This is a genomic window from Occallatibacter savannae (assembly GCF_003131205.1).
GTDB lineage: Bacteria > Acidobacteriota > Terriglobia > Terriglobales > Acidobacteriaceae > Telmatobacter > Telmatobacter savannae.
On sequence record NZ_QFFY01000008.1, the window covers coordinates 58,185 to 77,383 of the forward strand.

At 59.7% G+C, this 19,199-nt stretch carries 17 protein-coding genes; 8 read left to right on the forward strand and 9 right to left on the reverse strand.

The genetic code is table 11. The features are described from left to right. Positions 1-33 precede the first annotated feature (33 nt). The 3 genes from DHV10_RS23955 to DHV10_RS23965 all read left to right on the forward strand — a co-directional run bounded on the left by DHV10_RS23955 (position 34) and on the right by DHV10_RS23965 (position 2,487). Positions 34-555 (forward strand): hypothetical protein, encoded by a 522-nt coding sequence (locus DHV10_RS23955; RefSeq protein WP_109488956.1) that lies wholly within the window; start codon positions 34-36, stop codon positions 553-555. Between the two features lie 178 nt (positions 556-733). After that, entirely contained in the window at positions 734-1,834 is a 1,101-nt protein-coding gene (locus DHV10_RS23960; protein WP_109488957.1) for a DNA polymerase III subunit, read from the forward strand. 308 nt (positions 1,835-2,142) lie between these two features. Then, on the forward strand, positions 2,143-2,487 hold the full coding sequence (locus DHV10_RS23965) for an RNA chaperone Hfq (protein WP_109488958.1): 345 nt from the start codon (positions 2,143-2,145) through the stop codon (positions 2,485-2,487). Positions 2,488-2,596: 109 nt separating this feature from the next. On the opposite strand, the gene DHV10_RS23970 is transcribed toward DHV10_RS23965, so the two are convergent. Then, the gene (locus DHV10_RS23970; RefSeq protein ID WP_239462014.1) at positions 2,597-3,712 is read right to left on the reverse strand and encodes an L-threonylcarbamoyladenylate synthase; all 1,116 of its coding nucleotides are present in this window, start codon (positions 3,710-3,712) and stop codon (positions 2,597-2,599) included. A 23-nt stretch (positions 3,713-3,735) separates the two neighbouring features. Between DHV10_RS23970 and DHV10_RS23975 the strand changes: the two genes are divergently transcribed. Further along, on the forward strand, positions 3,736-4,311 hold the full coding sequence (locus DHV10_RS23975) for a class IV adenylate cyclase (RefSeq protein ID WP_109488960.1): 576 nt from the start codon (positions 3,736-3,738) through the stop codon (positions 4,309-4,311). A 15-nt stretch (positions 4,312-4,326) separates the two neighbouring features. Here the strand turns inward: DHV10_RS23975 and DHV10_RS23980 are convergent, their stop codons facing one another. Next, positions 4,327-4,707 (reverse strand): DUF1622 domain-containing protein, encoded by a 381-nt coding sequence (locus DHV10_RS23980; protein ID WP_109488961.1) that lies wholly within the window; start codon positions 4,705-4,707, stop codon positions 4,327-4,329. 360 nt (positions 4,708-5,067) lie between these two features. Here DHV10_RS23980 and DHV10_RS23985 point away from each other — a divergent pair, with 360 nt between their 5' ends. Further along, positions 5,068-5,289, forward strand: coding sequence for a hypothetical protein (locus DHV10_RS23985; RefSeq protein WP_109488962.1), 222 nt, complete (start codon positions 5,068-5,070; stop codon positions 5,287-5,289). 123 nt (positions 5,290-5,412) lie between these two features. Here DHV10_RS23985 and DHV10_RS23990 read toward each other — a convergent pair whose 3' ends face one another. Continuing rightward, positions 5,413-5,622, reverse strand: coding sequence for a hypothetical protein (locus DHV10_RS23990; RefSeq protein WP_109488963.1), 210 nt, complete (start codon positions 5,620-5,622; stop codon positions 5,413-5,415). A 376-nt stretch (positions 5,623-5,998) separates the two neighbouring features. Between DHV10_RS23990 and DHV10_RS23995 the strand changes: the two genes are divergently transcribed. Beyond that, on the forward strand, positions 5,999-7,504 hold the full coding sequence (locus DHV10_RS23995) for a CRTAC1 family protein (protein WP_204101517.1): 1,506 nt from the start codon (positions 5,999-6,001) through the stop codon (positions 7,502-7,504). A 132-nt stretch (positions 7,505-7,636) separates the two neighbouring features. Here the strand turns inward: DHV10_RS23995 and secA are convergent, their stop codons facing one another. Together secA and DHV10_RS24005 are read right to left on the reverse strand one after the other, a co-directional pair. Continuing rightward, positions 7,637-10,669 carry a preprotein translocase subunit SecA gene (secA, locus tag DHV10_RS24000; protein ID WP_109488965.1) on the reverse strand — a complete coding sequence of 1,011 codons (3,033 nt, stop codon included), beginning with the start codon at positions 10,667-10,669 and terminating at the stop codon, positions 7,637-7,639. Between the two features lie 87 nt (positions 10,670-10,756). Beyond that, positions 10,757-11,155, reverse strand: coding sequence for a hypothetical protein (locus DHV10_RS24005; protein WP_109488966.1), 399 nt, complete (start codon positions 11,153-11,155; stop codon positions 10,757-10,759). Positions 11,156-11,285: 130 nt separating this feature from the next. On the opposite strand from DHV10_RS24005, the gene DHV10_RS24010 reads away from it, so the two are divergent. After that, positions 11,286-11,768, forward strand: a complete 483-nt coding sequence (locus tag DHV10_RS24010) for a DinB family protein (RefSeq protein WP_109488967.1) — start codon at positions 11,286-11,288, stop codon at positions 11,766-11,768. Positions 11,769-11,847: 79 nt separating this feature from the next. On the opposite strand, the gene DHV10_RS24015 is transcribed toward DHV10_RS24010, so the two are convergent. From DHV10_RS24015 to DHV10_RS24030, 4 genes are all read right to left on the reverse strand, one after another. Beyond that, positions 11,848-12,756: a sugar phosphate isomerase/epimerase family protein gene (locus DHV10_RS24015; protein WP_109488968.1), complete on the reverse strand. Its 909-nt coding sequence runs from the start codon at positions 12,754-12,756 to the stop codon at positions 11,848-11,850. 33 nt (positions 12,757-12,789) lie between these two features. Beyond that, positions 12,790-13,590 carry an XAC2610-related protein gene (locus DHV10_RS24020; RefSeq protein ID WP_162601857.1) on the reverse strand — a complete coding sequence of 267 codons (801 nt, stop codon included), beginning with the start codon at positions 13,588-13,590 and terminating at the stop codon, positions 12,790-12,792. Between the two features lie 73 nt (positions 13,591-13,663). After that, on the reverse strand, positions 13,664-14,389 hold the full coding sequence (locus DHV10_RS24025) for a hypothetical protein (protein WP_109488970.1): 726 nt from the start codon (positions 14,387-14,389) through the stop codon (positions 13,664-13,666). Positions 14,390-14,539: 150 nt separating this feature from the next. Then, positions 14,540-15,790 (reverse strand): alkaline phosphatase family protein, encoded by a 1,251-nt coding sequence (locus tag DHV10_RS24030; RefSeq protein ID WP_109488971.1) that lies wholly within the window; start codon positions 15,788-15,790, stop codon positions 14,540-14,542. Between the two features lie 413 nt (positions 15,791-16,203). On the opposite strand from DHV10_RS24030, the gene DHV10_RS24035 reads away from it, so the two are divergent. Further along, the gene (locus tag DHV10_RS24035) at positions 16,204-19,161 is read left to right on the forward strand and encodes an endo-1,4-beta-xylanase (RefSeq protein WP_109488972.1); all 2,958 of its coding nucleotides are present in this window, start codon (positions 16,204-16,206) and stop codon (positions 19,159-19,161) included. Positions 19,162-19,199: the final 38 nt, after the last annotated feature.

A 19,199-nucleotide genomic window follows, 5' to 3' on the forward strand; every position in this document is an offset into this window, starting at 1 on the left:
TTAGCTGGCAATGCTGAATCACAGGAGCGCACGTTGCAAGAAGAGCAGACGGTGTCCTTTGAAGCAGTCGGCTTCGAGGTCCACGTTCCGTGGTTCGTAAACCTATTTCTTCTCTATCTCCTGTATGTGCTGCTTAGGACAATAGCTCAGGCGGTCTGGCTCGTCTGGGACCTTCGAAAGACTGCTCGGGCTCAGAAGCGAGAAGCCTTCATCGAATCGGATGCCGAGACTCTATGGGAGACTTGCCGTGCGCGGATTCGATCAATCAGAAACTTCTCCCACCTGACATTCCTGCTTGCGTTGCTTGTGCTCTCCTGGAATGCGACTGACGTACTAGCAGGTATCTCAACTGCTAAGGCGGCGAGTTTGCCGTCTATGGCTGAACGGCTGGCACAAGCGCTAGTACCCTTCACGATGGGTATCGTTTTTTCTTCCGGTCAGTTCTGCTGTGCGATGCTTCTGGAAAGTTTCGTTCGCCGGCGAAAGCAGTTGCTGGCACGGAAGAGCGGACAGACAATAACTGTCGATCCGAAAGCTAAGTCCTTTTGGGGCTAAGGTCCGGACTATTTTGCGCCTCCTTTCGGCACGATTGAAAGCCGTGCCCTGAGACACGAGGCCTTTTCCCCGGTGCCCAAATGCGAGGCACGAGAGGCACCCGGATCGGGAAGTTCTATGATGCGGCCCCGATCGGTGTGGTGGATTTCGCAATCGTCACGGACGGTAAACTCTAGACGTGGGATTTGAGAGCTTTCATGGCAATGCGGCGACGGTAAGGCGGCTGCGGGAGTGCGCTCGAAGCGGGCATTTTCCGCAGGGGCTGATACTGGCGGGCCCCAAGGGCGCAGGAAAGTACGCGCTGGCCCTGATGCTGGCGCAGGCCGTGAATTGCCTGGAGAATGCCGAGTCGGACGGGCTGCCGGACTTCTGCGGACACTGCGCCAACTGCACGCGGATCGCTGAGGCTCGGAACCTGGAAGAGCGCTTGGCCGAAGCCGTGGCGGCGCGGGATGACATGCGCGATGCTGACAAGCGCGAGACGCGCATCCTGATCCAGACGCATCCCGATGTGTTGATTATTCCGCCCGACCCTCCGCAGCTGATGATCAAGCTGGGGCAGGTGCGCGAGGTGATTCATGCGGCGTTCTACCGGCCTCCGGTCGAGGCGCGGCGGGCGTTCTTTATCTTCACCTGTTCGGCGTTCATGAAAGAGGCAGCGAACAGCCTCCTCAAAATCCTGGAAGAACCGCCGCGGGGTACGTCGCTGGTCTTGCTGACAGAGAATCCGCATGAGCTGCTGCCGACGATTCGCTCGCGGGCGATGCTCTATAGGCTGGGAGCGCTGCCGGCGGCGGAGATTGAGAAGCTGCTGGCGGAGCGGCGGCCGGAGCTCAAGGCCCCGCAGCGCGCTCTGGCGGCGCGCCTGGCAGAGGGTGCGGTGGGACGGGCGCTGAACCTCGATCTGGAGGCGTACCTCGCGAGCCGGAAGGATGCACTGCTGGTGCTGAAGACGACTCTGCGCGACCCCGACTACTCGGAGCTGTTTCGGGCAACGGAGACGTATCGCGGCGGGGCCGACGGGCAGGAGAAGACGATCAACCTGCTGCGGGCGCTGGGGAGTTTGCTCGAAGATCTGCTGCTGGTGGTGGCGGGAACTCCGGACCTGATTCGCAATCTCGATCTAAGGGCGGAACTGGAACGCATGGGCCAGGGGCTCACCGTCGACTGGATCGAAGCGGCATCCCGCGCCGTGGTGCAGGTGGAGCAGGGAATGCGACGCAATCTGCTGCGCTCGCTTTCGCTGGACGCGATGGCCGTGAGCCTGCCGGAGCGCTGATGCGCATTCCACTCTCGTGCGGTGAAGAAAAGCAACTTCCGCCTTGTCCCGGGCATCTTTTGGGTTAGAATCAGAGCACTTTCAGCAAAGACAGTTCAGCGAGTCTGTTTTCCCCTGCTGTGCGTTGGATTCAGGGCTCCACGGGCTAAGGAACAGTCCGGAAGAGTGTGCTTTTGATTCAAGCAAAGCTCCGGGGATGTTCTGCATCTCTCAAATCACACGTTTCCGTTTTCGGGCCATACGTTGTCGCAGGGCACAGGATTCCATCGTCGCGCACGCGCTTCCGTTGCCGAGGAGGTTGATCGCTTATGAATAGTCAGACTACTTTGCCGGGTGTCGAAGGCCAGCAGCGCCGCCCGGGTTCTTATCTCAGCCAGTATCGGCAGCAGCACTCGGTACCTACACCTTCGTTCCGGTTCACAAATCACGACGTGGAAGAAGCCGCGAGTCATCGCCAGGCGGAGCTGTTTTATCTGCAGAAGCAGATTCAATCGCAGACGCCGATGGTGATTGTGCTGGAAGACGGAGAGAAGCTGCAGGGGCAAATCGAGTGGTACGACCGCGGCGTGCTGAAGATTCGCGGACGGAATAAGGTGCTCATCTATAAGTCGGCGATCAAGTACATGTACAAGCAGGGCGAGGCGGGACAGTAAGCAGCTTCTAACTCCTAGCCTTTAGCTTCTAGCTTTTCTCGCCTATGGGATCAGCTATAGGGTTCAGTTGTCAGCCATCAGCTGTTAGCTATCAGCTTTCAGCCGTCAGCTAGATAGAGTAGGCAGCCTTGCGGAGCCGATCGCGGATGGCGTCGTTGATGCCGCCCGGTTCGGGCATAGGACACAGGATCACGTCACAACCTTGAGCGTCGAGGGCGCGCAGACCGGCGTAGAGGGTTTCCGCCAGTTCGTAGGGGACGGTCCAGCGGCCCCATGCGTAGTTCGCGGCGGCGCGGAGCGGCGCGCCAAGATCAGTGTTGGCGAGCTCTGCCGGGAGCATGACGCCCAGGCGTTCGCGCTCGTGCGGCTGCGCAGCGGCGCTGAGGCGGGCCGCCAGTTCAGAGAGAGCTCCTTCAACGAGGATCAAACAGGCGCGTGGAGCGTAGTGACGAAGGCCGACGCCCGGTGAGGGCAGAGCCTGCCTTGGTGCTGCATCGGGCAGAATGCTTTCCTTGATGGTTTTGACAGGACCAGCGACCACCCGCGCGATCTGCGGAGCGGTGACGGCTCCAGGGCGGTAGATCATCATCGGATTCTGGTTGGGATCGAGGACGGTGGACTCGACTCCGTGCTGGGTGGGGCCCGCGTCGAGAACGGCGTCGATCTTTCCATCGAGGTCTTCGAGGACGTGTTCAGCGGTGGTGGGGCTGATGTGGCCGAAGACGTTGGCGCTGGGGGCTGCGATCGGGATGCCCGCGTGGCGGATCAGCTCGAACGCAACCGGATGCGCGGGCATGCGGATGCCGACCAGCGCGCGGCCGGCGGTAACAACGTCAGGAACGGCGGAGCTGCGGGGCAGGAGCAGCGTGAGGGGTCCGGGCCAGAAACTGCGCATGAGGGCCTCGGCCGTCGACGGCGCGTTGACGACTAATTGCTCGAGCATTGAATTCCCTTCAACCGGTCCGGCGATGTGGACGATGATGGGATCCCAGGAGGGGCGCTGCTTGGCGGTGAAGATGCGTGTGACCGCTTCGGCGTCGAGGGCATTGGCGCCGAGGCCGTAGACGGTTTCGGTGGGCAAGGCAACGAGTCCACCCGCACGGAGAATCTGAGCCGCCTGGGCGATAGCTGACTTCGCTTCTTGGCTATCGAGTTGCGCGGGATCGACCTTGAGGCGGAGCGTCTTCACATTGCGATTCTCGCTGGTTTGAATGGGCCGCCGCAACACTCGTATACTCGCTGCTTGATATGTCTATCGAGACCGAGATCAAATTCAGGGTTGATGATGCAAACGGGCTGGCTGCGCGGCTGCGCGAGGCGGGATTTCGCGAGGAGACTCCGCGGACGTTTGAGAGCAACGTGCTGTTCGACACCGCGGACCGCAAGATGCGGACGCGAACGGAGATTCTGCGCATTCGCAACTACGGCGGCCGGTGGGTGATCACGCATAAGCGGCTGCCGGATGGGATCCCCGGCGAAGACGTGCACAAGCATCGGATCGAGACGGAGACGCAGGTCGGCGATGGAGAGGTGCTGGCGCAGGTCTTTCGGTCGATTGGGCTGGTGGAGGCGTTCCGGTATGAAAAGTGGCGCAGCGAGTGGTCCGATGGTCAGGGCCACTGCGTCATCGACGAGACGCCGATCGGCGTGTTTGCGGAACTTGAGGGTGAGGCCGAATGGATCGATCGAACCGCTGGGAAGCTGGGAGTCGAACGATCTCAGTACATCACCTTGAGCTACGGCCGGCTGTTTGAGCAGTGGTGCGCGGAGCACAACTGCGCGGTGAAGGATCTGACGTTTGACGCGATAGGGAACTCCCGCTGATCGCAAAACTTTCGCCTAGCCTTGCTGTTGGAGCTGATCGAGTTTCTGGCCTGGATGCTGCCTTGCTTCGCGGTCGATTTCCTGCTGCAGGAAGTAGTTGAGCGCTGTGCGGAGGCCGACGATGGCGGCGAGCTTGCCGATTTCTGTCCATGAGGGCGCGATAGCGGTGCGCAGGATATCGGCGGCAACTTCGAATTCCAGAGCCAGGGCGAGCCAACGGCCAAGGCGAAGCCGGATAGCTTCCTTCTCGTCGGGTGAGAACGACGTCGCGCGACGAAAGAACAAGGCGTACGCGCGAACAATTGCCTCTGCCGCAGCGATTCCGATGACGACCGCAGATGCAGCCTCGATGCCTGAGGCAAGATAGAGAGTCCACACCTTGACTACAGCGTCCATGTTTGAAAGGATGCGTGACGACGCTGGATAGGTTTCGTGACCTACGGAAGAAGAGGAGACTTACGAGAGCTACTTTGCCGAGTGCCGGTCTGCCTTGAAGAAGCGTCAGAGTGTCTGATCGCGGTGATTCGAGAATGGCCGCGATCGAAAGCCGCGTGATCAGAATGCGATGAGTTGCCGGCGCTATTCGCACTAACGCGTTTCCCGCGCAGGCGCTGTTGCAGCGCTGCTTCTCGCTCCGCCTCGGCCAGCAGATAGATCGTGTGCCTGATTACGTTTTGAAAAAGCATGTCCCTGATCTTGTCCCCAGACCTGTTTGATGCATGTACAAAGGAACGCGACGACGGGCAGATGTGATCTATGCCGCTATTTCTTCGGCGCGAAGCCCATGGTCAATTTACGGCCATCGTCTTCGGCCACCGTTTGGTGGACGTCTTCCACGTGCTTGCGGAAGGCTCGGCTCAGGGAAGGCTTCACGTCGAGAGGAAATGGATGATTGCAGGCAGAACAGCGCTTAATCACGCCTTGAGCGACAAGGTGCGGTGGCAGGCTAAGCCGGGCCATGGCGTCTCCAAAAAGTGATTCAGTTTGTCGGAACGCAGCGGTCGCGCTATCGGCGGTACGCTGCAGGGGGTTGCTTACAACCTAAGATGCGGGGCCCGGTGTGGACTTTAATGACGAATGTAAATTTCTTGGAGCGAGTTTTTATGCGACGGAACGAAGTCTGCTGATCTGTCGATATTTGTCGACCATTTCGAGCAGGCGAGGATCGCACTTGTGCGCCAGCTCGGCCGTGTCCAGGTCGGCGCGCGATGCGGAGTCGGCGACGGTGGCAAAGCAGCGTGAACAATAAGAGTGAAGTGTGCCGTCCTCGTTGGTGCGATGCGTGAACTCGGGATTGAACGTTTTGCCCATGGGTTCTACCTTTCGCTGATCTGGAATTCCAACGCCCTACATCTAATTTGATGCGAATCGGCGAAAGATTGATGGCTTACGGGTTTGGAATCACAAGCTTGTATCCATGCAACAAGTGCTGCGCAAAAAGTGCTCGCTTTGAGTGCGCTTGAACCTCTAGAATTCCGCCCGGTTCCCCAGACCCACCTGCAAGCATATGGACGGAGTTCGTACCTTACTCTTCGCGCTGGTTTGCGCTTTGCTCTCTGCTCGAGACGTCAACGCCTTTCAGGCGCAGGAATCAGCTTCCCCAAATTCGCCTATTCGGTTCGACCTGAAACATCTACCCTTCCGGCTTTTTTCTGACGAAAGCCCGGCGCGTAACGCCCCGGAGAGCATGGCCGGAGGTATCGCGGTCTTCGATTACAACGGGGACGGCCGCCCCGATATTTTCTTTGCCAATGGTTGTGATCTGTCTTCCATCGGAAAGAAAGATGCGAAGCATTCTGATCGCCTTTTCCGCAACAATGGCGACGGCACATTCACCGATGTGACCGAACATGCGGGGCTCGCAGGAAGAGGATTCGATGTTGGCGTGGCTGTTGGTGACTACGATAATGACGGCCATCCCGATCTCTTCATCGCTGGCGTCCACGGCAATGCGCTTTATCGCAACAACGGGGATGGAACCTTTACCGACGTCACGGCGAGTGCCGGGCTGGGCAGTGCTCTGGATCCGGAATATGGACCAAGGTGGTCAGTTGCAGCCGCGTGGGTAGATGTGAACAACGATGGTTTACTCGACCTGTTTGTCGTGAACTACCTCCAGTGGCACTACGAATCGGAATCACGCTGCGTGGTCGATGGAGCGCCCCAATACTGTCATCCTCGTTATTACAAAGGAATGCCAAACCAGCTCTTTCTGAACCAGGGCAACGGCAAATTCAAGGACGTCTCGAAGGAATGGGGAATTCGTGAAAATGTCGGAAAAGGCATGGGCGTTGGCGTGGCCGACTTCGATCTGGATGGCAAGCAGGATTTATTCGTGACCAACGACGGCGAGTTCGAATTCCTCTTTCATAATCTAGGCACAAGCTTTGAACAGATTTCCTTTCAGACCAACACCGCGGTCCCTGAAGATGGCGTGCTGATTTCCGGTATGGGGCTCGATTTTCGCGAACTAAGCGGTGATGGCTATCCCGACATTCTCTACGTCGCACTGAACAAGGAGACGTTCCCGTTTCTTGAGAACACCGGCAAAGGAACCTTCAGCGATATCACAGGGTCAAGCGGTATGACTCGCCACAGCATGAAGATGGCCGGGTTCGGAGCGGCTCTCTATGACTTCGACAACGATGGCCGCAAGGACCTGTTCGTCTCGCGCGGTCATGTCGCAGTCATACAGCCTCCGGGTGAAGCTGTCCGACAGCCGAACACAGTCTTTCGGGGCCTGCCGAATAAACAATGGCAGCCGCTCACCCAGGAAGCCGGCTTCACCGACGATACGGCCGCTCGTCACCGGGGTTGCGCTTTTGGAGACTTCAATGGTAACGGCCTGATCGACGTTGTTGTGACCTCGATGGATCAGCAGGCGGAACTCTGGATGAATCACAGCTCAAACGCGGGTCATTGGCTCGACTTCGCCTTGCACGGCGTGAAGAGCAACCGCGACGGCATTGGCGCAAGGATCAAGGTTGTGACGAAGTCCCGCACACAGTACAACCACCAAACATCCAGCGTTTGCTATGCCTCATCCAGCCTTGGCCCGGTGCATTTCGGTCTTGGACCGGAGACGTTGGCCACTGAGGTAGTGATCGTCTGGCCCAGTGGCACAGTGCAGCAGCTGCACAACGTGAAGGGGGACCAGGTGATAGCCGTCACCGAGCCACTTGAGGCACAGTGAATCGTCGCTGTCCTGCCCTCAGAGCAAATCCGTTTGGCTGAGACTGCTTGATAACGGAACCCTTGAATCGGCGGGGGCTGAGAAAAGAGCCGCTATCGCAGTAGCGGCTCCTGGTGAAGAACGGTGTGGGGTCTAGGCTTCGACGCCGTGGCACTTCTTGTATTTCTTGCCGGAGCCGCAGGGGCAGGGGTCGTTGCGGCCTACCTTGTCGCCGGTGCGGCGCTGGGTGGGCTGGCTGCCATTTCCGCCACCGGCGCGCTGGGCTGCTTCGAGCTCGCGCTGCTTCTTTTTGGCGAACTCTTTTTCGAGCTGGTCGATGGTGGTTTGCGGGGCGCGGGTGTGGATAGGAACCTCGCGCTGAGGCGGGGCTTCGCGCATGGGCTGGCCCTGGCCGAAGCCGTTTCCGTCGCTGTGTCCGGGCAGAACGTGCTGTTCGGCGCTGGCGACCGGAGGCGCGGCGGGCACTTCGCGGCGAGGCTGCGGCGGCGGAACGTTGATGGGGCGGCCATCGGGTCCGAGGATCTGCATCCGAAAGAGGAAGCGGACGGTGTCTTCCTGGAACTTCTGCATCATCGCTTCGAACATGTCGAAGGATTCTTTCTTGTAGGCGACAAGCGGATCCTGCTGCGCGTAACCGCGAAGGCCGATGCCCTCCTTCAGGTGGTCCATGGAGAGAAGGTGATCTTTCCAGAGGCCGTCGATGACGCTGAGCATGACCATGCGTTCGTGGTAGCGCATTTGCGGCGCGGAGAGGATCTCTTCTTTCTGTTCGTAGTGACGCTTGAGGCCTTCGAAGATCTGGTCGCCGAGTTCGTGGCGGGCGAGTTCCTTGGGCTCGATGCCGGCCTGGGACATGCTGAAGCCGAACTGGCTGTTGAGCTGCTCGTCCATGCCCTTGATGTTCCACTCGTCGGGATGCTTGTCTTCAGGGGCGAACTGATCGAGGATGCCGGAGAGGATTCCGCCGACGTAGTCGTCGAGGATGAGCTCGCGCTGGTCGACGCCTTCGAGAAGCTGGCGGCGAAGGCCGTAGACGGCTTCGCGCTGCTTGTTCATGACGTCGTCGTACTCGAGGAGGTGTTTGCGCGATTCGAAGTTCTGCGATTCGACGGCTTTCTGCGCGGCTTCAATCCGATTCGAAATCATCTTCGACTCGATGGGGACGCCTTCTTCCATGCCGAGCTTTTCAAGCAGGGTGCTGACCCATTGCTTGGCGAAGATTCGCATGAGGTCGTCTTCAAGCGAGAGATAGAAGCGCGATGCGCCGGGATCGCCCTGGCGGCCTGCGCGTCCGCGAAGCTGGTTGTCGATGCGGCGTGACTCGTGACGCTCAGTGCCGAGGATGAAGAGGCCGCCTTTGTTGATGACTTCGTCGTGCTCTTTTTTGGCGGCTGCTTCGTGGACAGCGAAGGTTTCGCTCCAGTCGGCGTCGGAGATTTCGAATTCCTGGCCCTGGTAGTAGAAGCGCTGGAATCCGGCGGGCGCCATGGGGTTGATTGCGCCTTCAGCGGTGCTGAGCGCGCGGGCGCGGCCCTGTCGGACAAGCTCCTGGCGGGCGAGGAATTCGGCGTTGCCGCCGAGGAGAATGTCGGTACCGCGGCCTGCCATGTTGGTGGCGATGGTGACCATGCCGACGCGTCCGGCCTGGGCGACGAATTCGGCTTCGCGCTCGTGCTGCTTGGCGTTGAGCACGACGTGGCGGATGCCTTTGCGCTGGAGGATGGCGGAGAGGCGCTCGGACTTTTCAATCGAGACGGTGCCGACGAGAACGGGCTGGCCGGTCTGGTGGAGATCGGCGATGTTGTCAGCGGCGGCCTTGAACTTTTCTTTCTCAGTGCGGTAGACGACGTCGGGGTTCTCGATGCGGAGCAGGGGCTTGTTTGTGGGGATGACGACGATTTCGAGCTTGTAGATCTTCTCGAATTCGGCGGCCTCGGTTTCGGCGGTGCCGGTCATGCCGCTGAGTTTTTTGTAGAGGCGGAAGTAGTTCTGGAAGGTGATGGTGGCAAGGGTCTGGTCTTCCTTGCGGATCTTGACGCCTTCCTTGGCTTCGATGGACTGGTGGAGCCCATCGGACCAGCGGCGGCCGGGCATGAGGCGGCCGGTGAAGGTGTCGACGATGATGACTTCTTTGCCGTCGGCGCCGTCCTTGACGACGTAGTCGACGTCCTTTTTGTAGAGTGCGTGGGCCTTGATGGCGGTTTCCACGTAGTGCTTGAGTTCCCAGTTTTCGGCACTGGCGATGTTGTCGATACCGAGCTTTTCTTCAATGGTGACCCAACCCTCGTCGGTGACGCCGATGCTGCGGTGCTTCTCGTCGACGACGTAGTCGCCGGTGAAGGTTTTACCTTCGAGCGATTCGGTCTCTTCGCCGCGCTCGAGCGAGGGGACGATTTTGCGGACGCGCTCGTATTTGTCTGTCGTCTGGTCGGTGGGTCCGGAGATGATGAGCGGAGTGCGGGCTTCGTCGATGAGGATGGAGTCGACTTCGTCGACGATGGCGAAGTAGTGGCCGCGCTGCACGCAATCCTTGATATCGAACTTCATGTTGTCGCGCAGGTAATCGAAGCCGAACTCGTTATTGGTGCCGTAGGTGATGTCGGCTCCGTAGGCGGCACGGCGCTCGTCGTCGGAGAGGTCGTGGACGATGACGCCGACGGTGAGGCCGAGGAACTCGTAAATTTTGCCCATCCATTCGGCGTCGCGCTTGGCGAGGTAGTCGTTAACGGTCACGACGTGAACGCCGTTTCCGGCGAGGGCATTGAGGTAGCAGGCGAGAGTGGCGACAAGGGTTTTGCCTTCGCCGGTCTTCATTTCGCTGATCTTGCCGTGATGAAGGACCATGCCGCCGATGAGCTGCACGTCGAAGTGGCGCATGTGCACTGCACGCCAGCCGGCTTCGCGGACTACGGCAAAGGCTTCGGGGAGGATTTCGTCGAGAGCTTCCCTCTCGGCCTTGTACTTCTCATCGGCATCGGTGATGTTGGCGACGCGGGCGGCGATGCGGGCGCGAAACTCTGCGGTCTTGCCGCGAAGCTGTTCGTCGGTGAGCTTTTCAATCTCGGGCTCGAGGGCGCCTATCTGCTGCACGATGGGCAGCAGCTTCTTAATGACCCGCTCGTTGGCGGTTCCAAAGATTTTGGTGAGAACTTTATCGTAAAACACGGAGAACTCCGATCTTGCAGTAGGTGTGTCCTGGATTGCGGCGATTGCGCGGGGAATAAAAATGCGATCGCGGCGCGGCGCTGGGAATCAGGCCAGGGCGGGAGGAGGGCGCTGGAAGAGCGCGGAAAGCAGAGGTGTTGCGGGGGCGCGGCCAAGGGGGTCCGCGGATGGGGCCGACAGGGGACGGAGCGGCGAAACCAGCCCGATAAAGAGCACGGGTAGGAATGCGATCAGCGGACCGGCCGCATTGCCTCGGAAAATGGAGCTTGCCTGCCGATGCGAACCTGAGTTCGTGAACCGCGAGGGAGCCGAGTGGGCAGCGGAGCTCTGGCTGTGGCTGCGCACCAGAAACTCGAAGACCGGGTGGGCATAGCCTCTGGAGGTCTGCCGGCCGGTCTCAGCCGTGGCGACAGAGGTGAAGGTGACGGCGGCAATCGCCAGCCACATCCAGGCTGCTCTGTTGCGGGTTCGGCGGTTCCAGGACATAGGTCTACATCTCATATTTTGCCACAAAGAGACAGTGATCAGGGATCAGTGGTCAGGGCAGGTTGCCGGCAAGGTGTGGATTTTCGGCATCTTCGCAGGATGGCCGGAATCTTAGGCTGAGGAGGAACTGATGGCGGACAGGAATGATGGGGCGCTGCGGGAGCATCTGGTGAAGCTTTTGACGGAGGCCCAGGCGCATGCGACGTTCGACGATGCGGTAAAGGGGCTGGTTCCGGCGCTTTACGGAAAGGTGCCGGCGGGAGCCGAGCACAGCCCCTGGCAACTGCTGGAGCATCTGCGGATTGCGCAGTGGGACATCGTCGAGTTCTCGCGGAGTGAGAAGCATGAGTCGCCCAAGTGGCCGGAAGGGTATTGGCCGAAGGAGAAGGCGCCGGCAGACGAGAAGGCCTGGGAGAAGAGCGTGCGCGCGTTCAAGCACGATCTGAAAGAAATGGTGGAGCTGATCCGCGACCCGAAGACCGACCTGTACGCGAAGATTCCCGGCGGGGATGGGCAGACGGTTCTGCGTGAGGCGCTATTGATCGCCGACCACAATGCGTATCACGTTGGGCAGCTGGTGATGGTGAGGAGGCTGCTGGGGGCGTGGGGGTGAGGAGAGCTTTCGGCTCTCAGCCTTCAGCTCTCAGCTTTCAGCTATGCATTGGAACTATGAGCTTACCTTTTGGAATGTCTTAGCAGGTGAGGCCGAAGGCGGTGCGGATCTTCGCGAGGAAGGCTTTGATCCTGGGGCGGGCGTCGCCGGTGCTTAGCGCTTCGAAGGGAACGTATCCCCGATAACCGTGGTTGTCGATGAGAGATTTTATGCGGGCGAGGTCTACCGGCTCGGGTTGATTGTTGCGGAAGACCTCCTCCTTGATCTGCCAGGAGACCGCGTAGGGGAGAAGTTTCTCGATCTCGGCGTAGGGTTCGCCCGACCGCAGGCTGCCGATGTCGAGGATGCTGCCGAACCACTCGGAATCGACAGCTTCGATAACGCGGATCGTTTCTGCGGCGGTCTTCAGGAAGTCGTTGTGCTGCTGAAGGCCGACGACGACTCCGTGCTCCTTGCCGAATGCGGCGCAATCTTTCAAGTCGGCGACCATCCAGTCGAGCGCCTCATCGAACGCGTGTCCCACAGGCCGCTCGGGGCCGGAGAAAACGCGGATCACGGGGGCGCCGAGTTTGCTCGCGACAACGATCCAATCCTTCACCATCTGCACATCGCGTTCGCGCGCGGACTTGTCCGCCGTGGCGAAGTTGTTGCGAACGCCGGTGCCGCTGATGCCGACGCCGTTGACGAAGGCTGTGCGCTTGAGGGCGTAGATGTAATCGTCCGTTGGAACCTTCGGATAGCCGGGGAAGTAGTAGCCCGTGGCGTCGAGCGCGTCAACGCCATTCTCTGCGCAGAAGGCGACTGCATCGGCGAGTGTCATCGTGCCAGATTGGAGCGGGCCGTTGAAGGAATAAGCGTTGAGGCCGAGCTTCAGCTTCACGCCCGGCTTTCTGGAGATCGCGTCGGAAGGAGCCAATGTGGAGCCATGAAGACCGGCCGCACCCACCACTCCAGCGGAACTTGCAAGAAATCTACGTCGATTGATCATGCGCTTTCGAGCTCTGCAGCATTCTATGCGCTCTCATCTGGATTTCTGTAGTTTTGGCGGTCTTGGCTTGGGCCGCACGGGCGCAACCGGGCAGGCGGGGAGATTGCCCATTTCATCACCCGAGCAAACCGGCTTGGAAAGCGTCAAAGCCAACTTGCCTCCGACCAACCTGCTACACGTGTATGTGTAGCCGCACTTGTCGCTCGTCTGCAAACTCCAATCTCCAAGGAGGCTCGACTCCTCGATCACTTCAAGCCTGTTCCCCGTCCAGCGGTAGGTATCGTCTTGCCAGGGGCCGCCGAACCAGCTTTCATGCGAGGTCACGGTCTTGCTTTCAGGATGTGCTTCGAGATTGGCTCCGATATCCGAAAGCTGCTTTGAGAGCGCGAAGCTTCCGCGTTTCTGATCCCACAGATAGATGCAGGAGATCCTCTTATCCAGATGCGGTATGTAGGCGATCAACAATTCCAGATCTTCGAAGCCGTCGAAGTTGAAATCGGCATGAGCAACGAGCTTTGAAAGCTCATAATCCTCCCAGACTTCTGTTATCTGCTCCAAAGGCTGCGAACAGCTTGCGAGTCTCTGGATGGGTTCCTGTCCGCCGTTCCTGTATATGGAGACGCCGGTGACCGATCCGGCCTTATCCAACTCCACAGCGAATCTGAGCGGCGCCGCGCCTGGCTGGATTGGAAAGCTAAAGACCAGCCGGGGGTCTTCCTGACTCAGAGGCTTGGGCTCCTGCTGGGGTAACGCGCTGGAAGCAGTGAGAGCCAGCGGCAAGAGGACTGCGACATATTGAGCGTTCCGGTGGAACATGGCGGCAATTGTAGGCACACCCTTTCAAAAACGTAGGTGATGGCGCGCAGGGTTGCGGACCATACGAACGAGGGCGGCGACCCCTGCGGTTCTAATCCATCTTCATGCCGGGCATGGCGTCGTGGGTCATGTTGTCGTGGCCGTCGTGATCGTCGGTAGACCAGATCTTCGCTGGGTCGGTTTCGTTGGGATAGACGTGCACCATCCAGCCAAAGATGTGCGGGTGGAAGATGCCGCCGGCGGCCTCGCACTCGTCGCGCGTGTGGATGGAGCCGAGGAGGCCGAACCTTGCGTTGGGTCCGAAGTAGGCGGCTTTCTGATCGGGGGGTGCTTTGCAGAAATTGGTGTGCTGGTGCCAGCGCGCGATGCTCAACGGGATCCGTTGGTTGATCTCGTCTTCATTGGCATCGACACGGTCGGTATACATGACGCCGACGAGCTTGTAGCCGCCGTCAGCCGTCTTGCGATAGAGCAGCGAGGTCGGATTGAGAGGATCAAAGTGTTTGTGCGCGGCTAGCCCGTTCGCCATGTTGGTGAAGTGGTAGAGCGGTTGCGGAACGTTGGGCAGGAAGATGCGGAAGCCGTCGGCCAGAGCAGCGTGGTAGTCCTCGTAGGGCCTCATGGCCTGTTTCGCTGCGGCGACGATGGCACCGGCTTTGGCGCGATCGCCGGGCTGCTCGGTGCGCAGGGAGGTCATGTACATGTGTCCGGCCATATGTGCCATGCCGGGCATGTCGGGTTCGTCCTCCGACTGTGCATGCGCCACGGGTGCGATTGCGATGGCGAGTATCGCGCAACTGAGAAGTCGAGAGTGCATGGGGACCTCCGGGGGAGTGCTGAGGGCTTGTACGTTAGGACGGAGAATGTGGTTCCAGAGTTTACGGCGACCTATTCGGGTCGAAAGGGAAGCGGGGCAGAGTGGGTTGACTCTGCGCCGCGAGTGGTGCTGGGGGAGGGAAGTTCGACCTCAGTGGAGTGAAGGGATCACTCCGGGAGCGAAGAGGTCGGAGAGGTCGTTAGCATTGGCTGCATCGCCGAGAAACGGTGAGTTACCGCCCTCGGCGCGAACGTGGAAGATCTCCTGCATGGTGCGCAGGTCGGAGGAGTGGGTGAGATCGACCTGGCTGGCGTAAGGCAGGCCAGCCTCGTTGGGATGCGCGAGGTTGGAAATGACGATCTCAGGGATGGTGTGATTGAAGTCGTCGGCGTTGTCGCCTGACTCTCCATCGGCTTCGGACTCATCCCACCAGAGAATGATGGCGCCGCCGTCTTTGTAGGCCTTTGACGCCATGATCATGGGCACGAGCTTTGCCAGCGCGTTGTCGCCGGTCTTGAGCTGCGAGGCGTCGCCGGTGAGGCCGGCGAATCCGGTGGCAAGCGCGCTGTGCTGGTCGTTGTACTGGTTGGGGGTGATCCAGTTGTAGTCTGCCACGGTGTTGTTGGCGAGGTCGACTTCGAGCTGCTGCAGCGGCGCGTAGTTCTTTGCGAAAGGATTGGCGGGAGTGCTGTCATTGCCTCCGTTGGTGTCGGTAAAGAAGACCTGCGGGTTGTGCTTGGCGGCGTAGTTGTACTGGAGCGTGTCGTTGTAGGCGTTGAGCAGGCTGTTCGCGTCGAACAAGCCGCTGTGGCTGGTGAGCGGAACGGTCCACTGACTCTGCGGCAGGGGAACGTTGGTGAGCTTGCCGTTGACGCTGGCGAGATCGATGTCCTCCTGATAGGACTTCCACGTGCGGCCCTGCTTCTGGAGAAGTGCAGACAAATGCTGAGTCGTGTTCTGCACGTTGGAAGGATAGGGATCGGCGTCGTTCGCGATGCCGAAGTTGGTGCCGGCTTCGGCCCAGATGTAGTTGGGCTCAGAGGGATGGATGTGCGGGTTGTTGCCGCTCTGCGTAGCGAGCACGTTGTGATAAGACACGGCGTACGCAGTGTGCTCGCTGATGTTCACGGGCTTGCCGTTGATCCACGCCACGGCTGTTCCATTGATAAGGCTATTCGTGAAGGGATTGGCGGGGTTCTGGTAGATCGGCTGAATTTTGCCAGGCACCTGCGCCGGCTGGGTGAAGTTGTGGTTCTCCATGGCGATGACGAAAACGTGCTTGATCTGACGGCTGTCGCGATCGCCCTGGTCGTCGTCGTTCTGAGCGACGGCACTGGCGGATGCGAGCGCAGCAATCATGGCGAGCCCTGCGACAGGGCGGAGTCGAGCGATATTCAGCATTCGGGTTCCTCGAGGAGTGGGGAAATTGCGAGGAGCGGGCGAGAATTCTGTCGCGGGTCTTTTCGCGGCAGATCCCGGCCTTCAACTCTCCGCTTCGGAGATTCGTAGCAGGGAAATGTTGCGGTCAGATGAGCACAGCGTTAAACAGGAGAGATCATTCCAGATTGTGGTGGATCGAAGAATCGTAGCCGCAGATTCGCGCGAACTAAAGGAGTTTGCCGGTCACAAATGTTCATGCGAAATAGATTCTTGACAGCTCTGAAAAGGCGTGACTATACTCGGCGCCGTGTTTGAGTAAATCGCATTACTGAGGCCAGTGATCGGTTTCACTCTTCCCCAAGCACGATCCTCCGCGGCGCAAGAGCGCGGAGCCTTCTGGGTCGACACGAAGAAGAAAAGAGGAGAACCGCCCCATGCTTCGTCTACGCGACGTCATCAGGAAATCCCTGCGTCAAAATCAGATTGCAGTTCGGCTCTGTGCGGTTCTTGCCTGCGCGATGTTCTGCGCGGCGCCTCTTTCCGCACAGGTGGTTGCGACGTATGACTTTGAAGACGGGACGGCGCAAGGGTGGAGTTCGTTCAATGGGGCGACGACTCCGGCGGCAACGACGGCGCAGGCGTACTCCGGCACGCATAGTTTGCTCACGACGACGGGCTCGGGCGGACAAGGCGGGCCCTCGATCGATGTGGGCACCGTAGTTCAGGCGGGCGCGAAATACACGATCACGGGCTACGTGAAGCTGACCACCGGAGAGACTGCGACGAATGCGAATCTCACCATCCGGCGGAGTGATGCCAGCTGCTCGGGTGGAACCTGCTACGACACGATCGGCGCCTATCAGACTCCCGTGAATGATTCGGGGTGGGTGGCGATCGGCGGATCGTATACGGCGACGACGACAGAGACGGGATTGACAATGTATGCGCAGCTGGTGGGCGCGACGACGGCGCAGTCGTTTTACCTGGATGATGTGGTGATTACGCAGACGGCTCCGCCGCCGGGTGGAACGACGGTCGCGAAGTACACATGGTCGGATGGAGGGCTGGATGGGTGGTTCCCGTTCGGGTCGGCGACGCTGACGAACGCGATGCCTCCAGTGCAGGATCCGGCAGGAAACACGACCGCTCTGCTGACTACGAACAGAACGGCGAGCTACATGGGGCCCGCGCTGAATCTGCTGAACCTGAATCTGTCGGCCGGCGCAACGTACCAGGTGACGGCGTACGTTCTGCTTGCGGCGGCAGACAGTTCGAATCCGACGGTGACGCTGTCGACGAAGACGGCGGACTGCGCGACGAGCGGAGCGTATGCGAATCTCGCGACCTCGGGTGCGCTGTCGTCGACAACATGGACGAAGGTGCAGGGCACGTTCAGCTTCAGCAATCTGCCGGGGCCCCCGACGTCATTGACGCTGTATGCGCAATCGAGCAGCGCAACGGACTCGTTCTACATCAGCAACGTGACGATCAGTGAAGTGGCTCCGCCGCCGCCCGATCCGAGCCAGCAGGACAACAGCGGCATCAGCAGCACGTTTGAAGATAGCGGGCTGGATGGATGGGGTTCGCGGTCGGGACAGTCGACGGTAACGAACGTGAGCGGCGTTGCGCACAGCGGAAACAACAGCCTGCTGACGACGGGACGCATCGCGAACTGGGATGGGCCGCAGATCAGCGTGAGCAACAAGATGTATCCGGGCTCGGTGTACAACGTGAGCGGCTGGGTGCGGCTGCAGCCGACGGACGGATCGAATCACGTGATCAACGTGAGCCTGCAGACAACGCTGAATGGAAATACGAGCTATCCGGGGGTGAGCGGATATCCGGGCATCACGGTTCCGGCCGATGGCGCTTGGCACCAAATCAGCGTGATGGGCTATAACATGTCGAGCGCGTACGATCAGGGCGCAGCGAACCTGTATTTCCAGACGGTGCCGTCATCGGGAGATGACCTCGTGTCGTTCTACATCGACGATTTCCAGGTGTCGTATGTGAACCCGCCGCAGATCCAGAAAGACATTCCGTCGATCTACCAGACGCTGTCGCAGTTCTTCCCCATCGGCGCTGCGGTAGATATGACGGACATCTCGGGGCCGCATGCGCAGCTGCTGACGATGCACTACAACAGCATCACTTCAGGCAATGACATGAAGTGGAGCTCGGTGGAGAGCACAAAAGGTAGCTTCAACTATGCGAATGCCGATGCACAGGTAGGGTTGGCGCAGTGCGCGGGTATGCGCGTGCGCGGACACAACCTGGTGTGGGCGAATGGATCGCAGGTTCCGGCGTACGCTGCCGGAGACGGCACGAACTCACCGGCGAACCAGGCGCTCGTGATCGACAACATTCGCGAGCACATTCAGAATGAAGTGCAGCATTTCGGCAGCAAAGTCTATGCATGGGATGTGGTGAACGAGCCGCTCGATCCGAACCAGACAGATTGCCTGGTGCACGGGCCGTTCTACAAAGTGCTGGGCGCGAGCTACCTGGATGTGGCACTGAAAGCGGCGCGCGACTTCGCTCCGGCAGGGACGAAGCTGTTCATCAACGATTACTCGACGACGGATGCGAACCGGCTTGCCTGCCTGGTGCAGGTGGCCGGCGATCTGAAGGCGAAGGGCCTGCTCGACGGCGTCGGTCACGAGATGCACAACGCGATCAACTACCCGTCGGTTCCGGCGATGGTGAATGCGATCGAGACGGTCGCGAATCAGGTGCCGGGGATCGACCAGCAGGTTACCGAACTCGACGTCAGCGTCTACAACGCGGGCGACACGAAGTCGAATTACGGCAGCAATGTGTCGCCGGCGGTGCTCGCCGAACAAGGCTGGCTCTACAAAGCGTACTTCGATGCGTTCCGCGAGCTGAAGGACAAGCTGAGCTCGGTGACGATGTGGGGCATGGCGGATGACGATACTTGGCTCGACAGTTTCCCGGTTACGCGCACGGATTATCCGCTGCCCTTTGACATGGGTCTGCAGGCCAAGCCGGCGTACTGGGGCATCGTGGATCCGTCGAAGCTGCCGGGATATGGGTTGAAGTTCGCCGCTACGCAGAAGGCGGGCACGGCGAATACGCGAACGATCACCGTGACGGCAACGAACGGGAACGTGGGGCCGGCGTATGCAACCACACTGAATGGATTCACGCTTACGCAAACGTCGGGGCCCGCGTGCACGCCGAAGATCATCTCCGGCAGCACTCCATCTCTGCTGGGAGACATCGCAACGGGCGGAACAGCGAGTGCGTCGTTCACGGTGAGCATCGTGGGATGCAATCCGCTGGCGCAGTTCAAGCTCAGCGTGCCATGGAGTTCGGCGGTCTACGATACGGGAACGTTCACGACCAACCTGAACTTCAATCGAGCACAGTGACGCAAAAGAAAAGCGTCCTTACCCTTTCCGCGAAAGGC

Coding starts and splice junctions, on each gene's coding strand:
- DHV10_RS23965 (WP_109488958.1), top strand. CDS start 2,143: ATGAATAGTCAGACTACTTTGCCGGGTGTCGAAGGCCAGCAGCGCCGC.
- DHV10_RS23975 (WP_109488960.1), top strand. CDS start 3,736: ATGTCTATCGAGACCGAGATCAAATTCAGGGTTGATGATGCAAACGGG.
- DHV10_RS23980 (WP_109488961.1), bottom strand. CDS start 4,707: ATGGACGCTGTAGTCAAGGTGTGGACTCTCTATCTTGCCTCAGGCATC.
- DHV10_RS23985 (WP_109488962.1), top strand. CDS start 5,068: ATGCCGCTATTTCTTCGGCGCGAAGCCCATGGTCAATTTACGGCCATC.
- DHV10_RS23990 (WP_109488963.1), bottom strand. CDS start 5,622: ATGGGCAAAACGTTCAATCCCGAGTTCACGCATCGCACCAACGAGGAC.
- DHV10_RS23995 (WP_204101517.1), top strand. CDS start 5,999: ATGGCCGGAGGTATCGCGGTCTTCGATTACAACGGGGACGGCCGCCCC.
- DHV10_RS24005 (WP_109488966.1), bottom strand. CDS start 11,155: ATGTCCTGGAACCGCCGAACCCGCAACAGAGCAGCCTGGATGTGGCTG.
- DHV10_RS24010 (WP_109488967.1), top strand. CDS start 11,286: ATGGCGGACAGGAATGATGGGGCGCTGCGGGAGCATCTGGTGAAGCTT.
- DHV10_RS24015 (WP_109488968.1), bottom strand. CDS start 12,756: ATGATCAATCGACGTAGATTTCTTGCAAGTTCCGCTGGAGTGGTGGGT.
- DHV10_RS24025 (WP_109488970.1), bottom strand. CDS start 14,389: ATGCACTCTCGACTTCTCAGTTGCGCGATACTCGCCATCGCAATCGCA.
- DHV10_RS24030 (WP_109488971.1), bottom strand. CDS start 15,790: ATGCTGAATATCGCTCGACTCCGCCCTGTCGCAGGGCTCGCCATGATT.
- DHV10_RS24035 (WP_109488972.1), top strand. CDS start 16,204: ATGCTTCGTCTACGCGACGTCATCAGGAAATCCCTGCGTCAAAATCAG.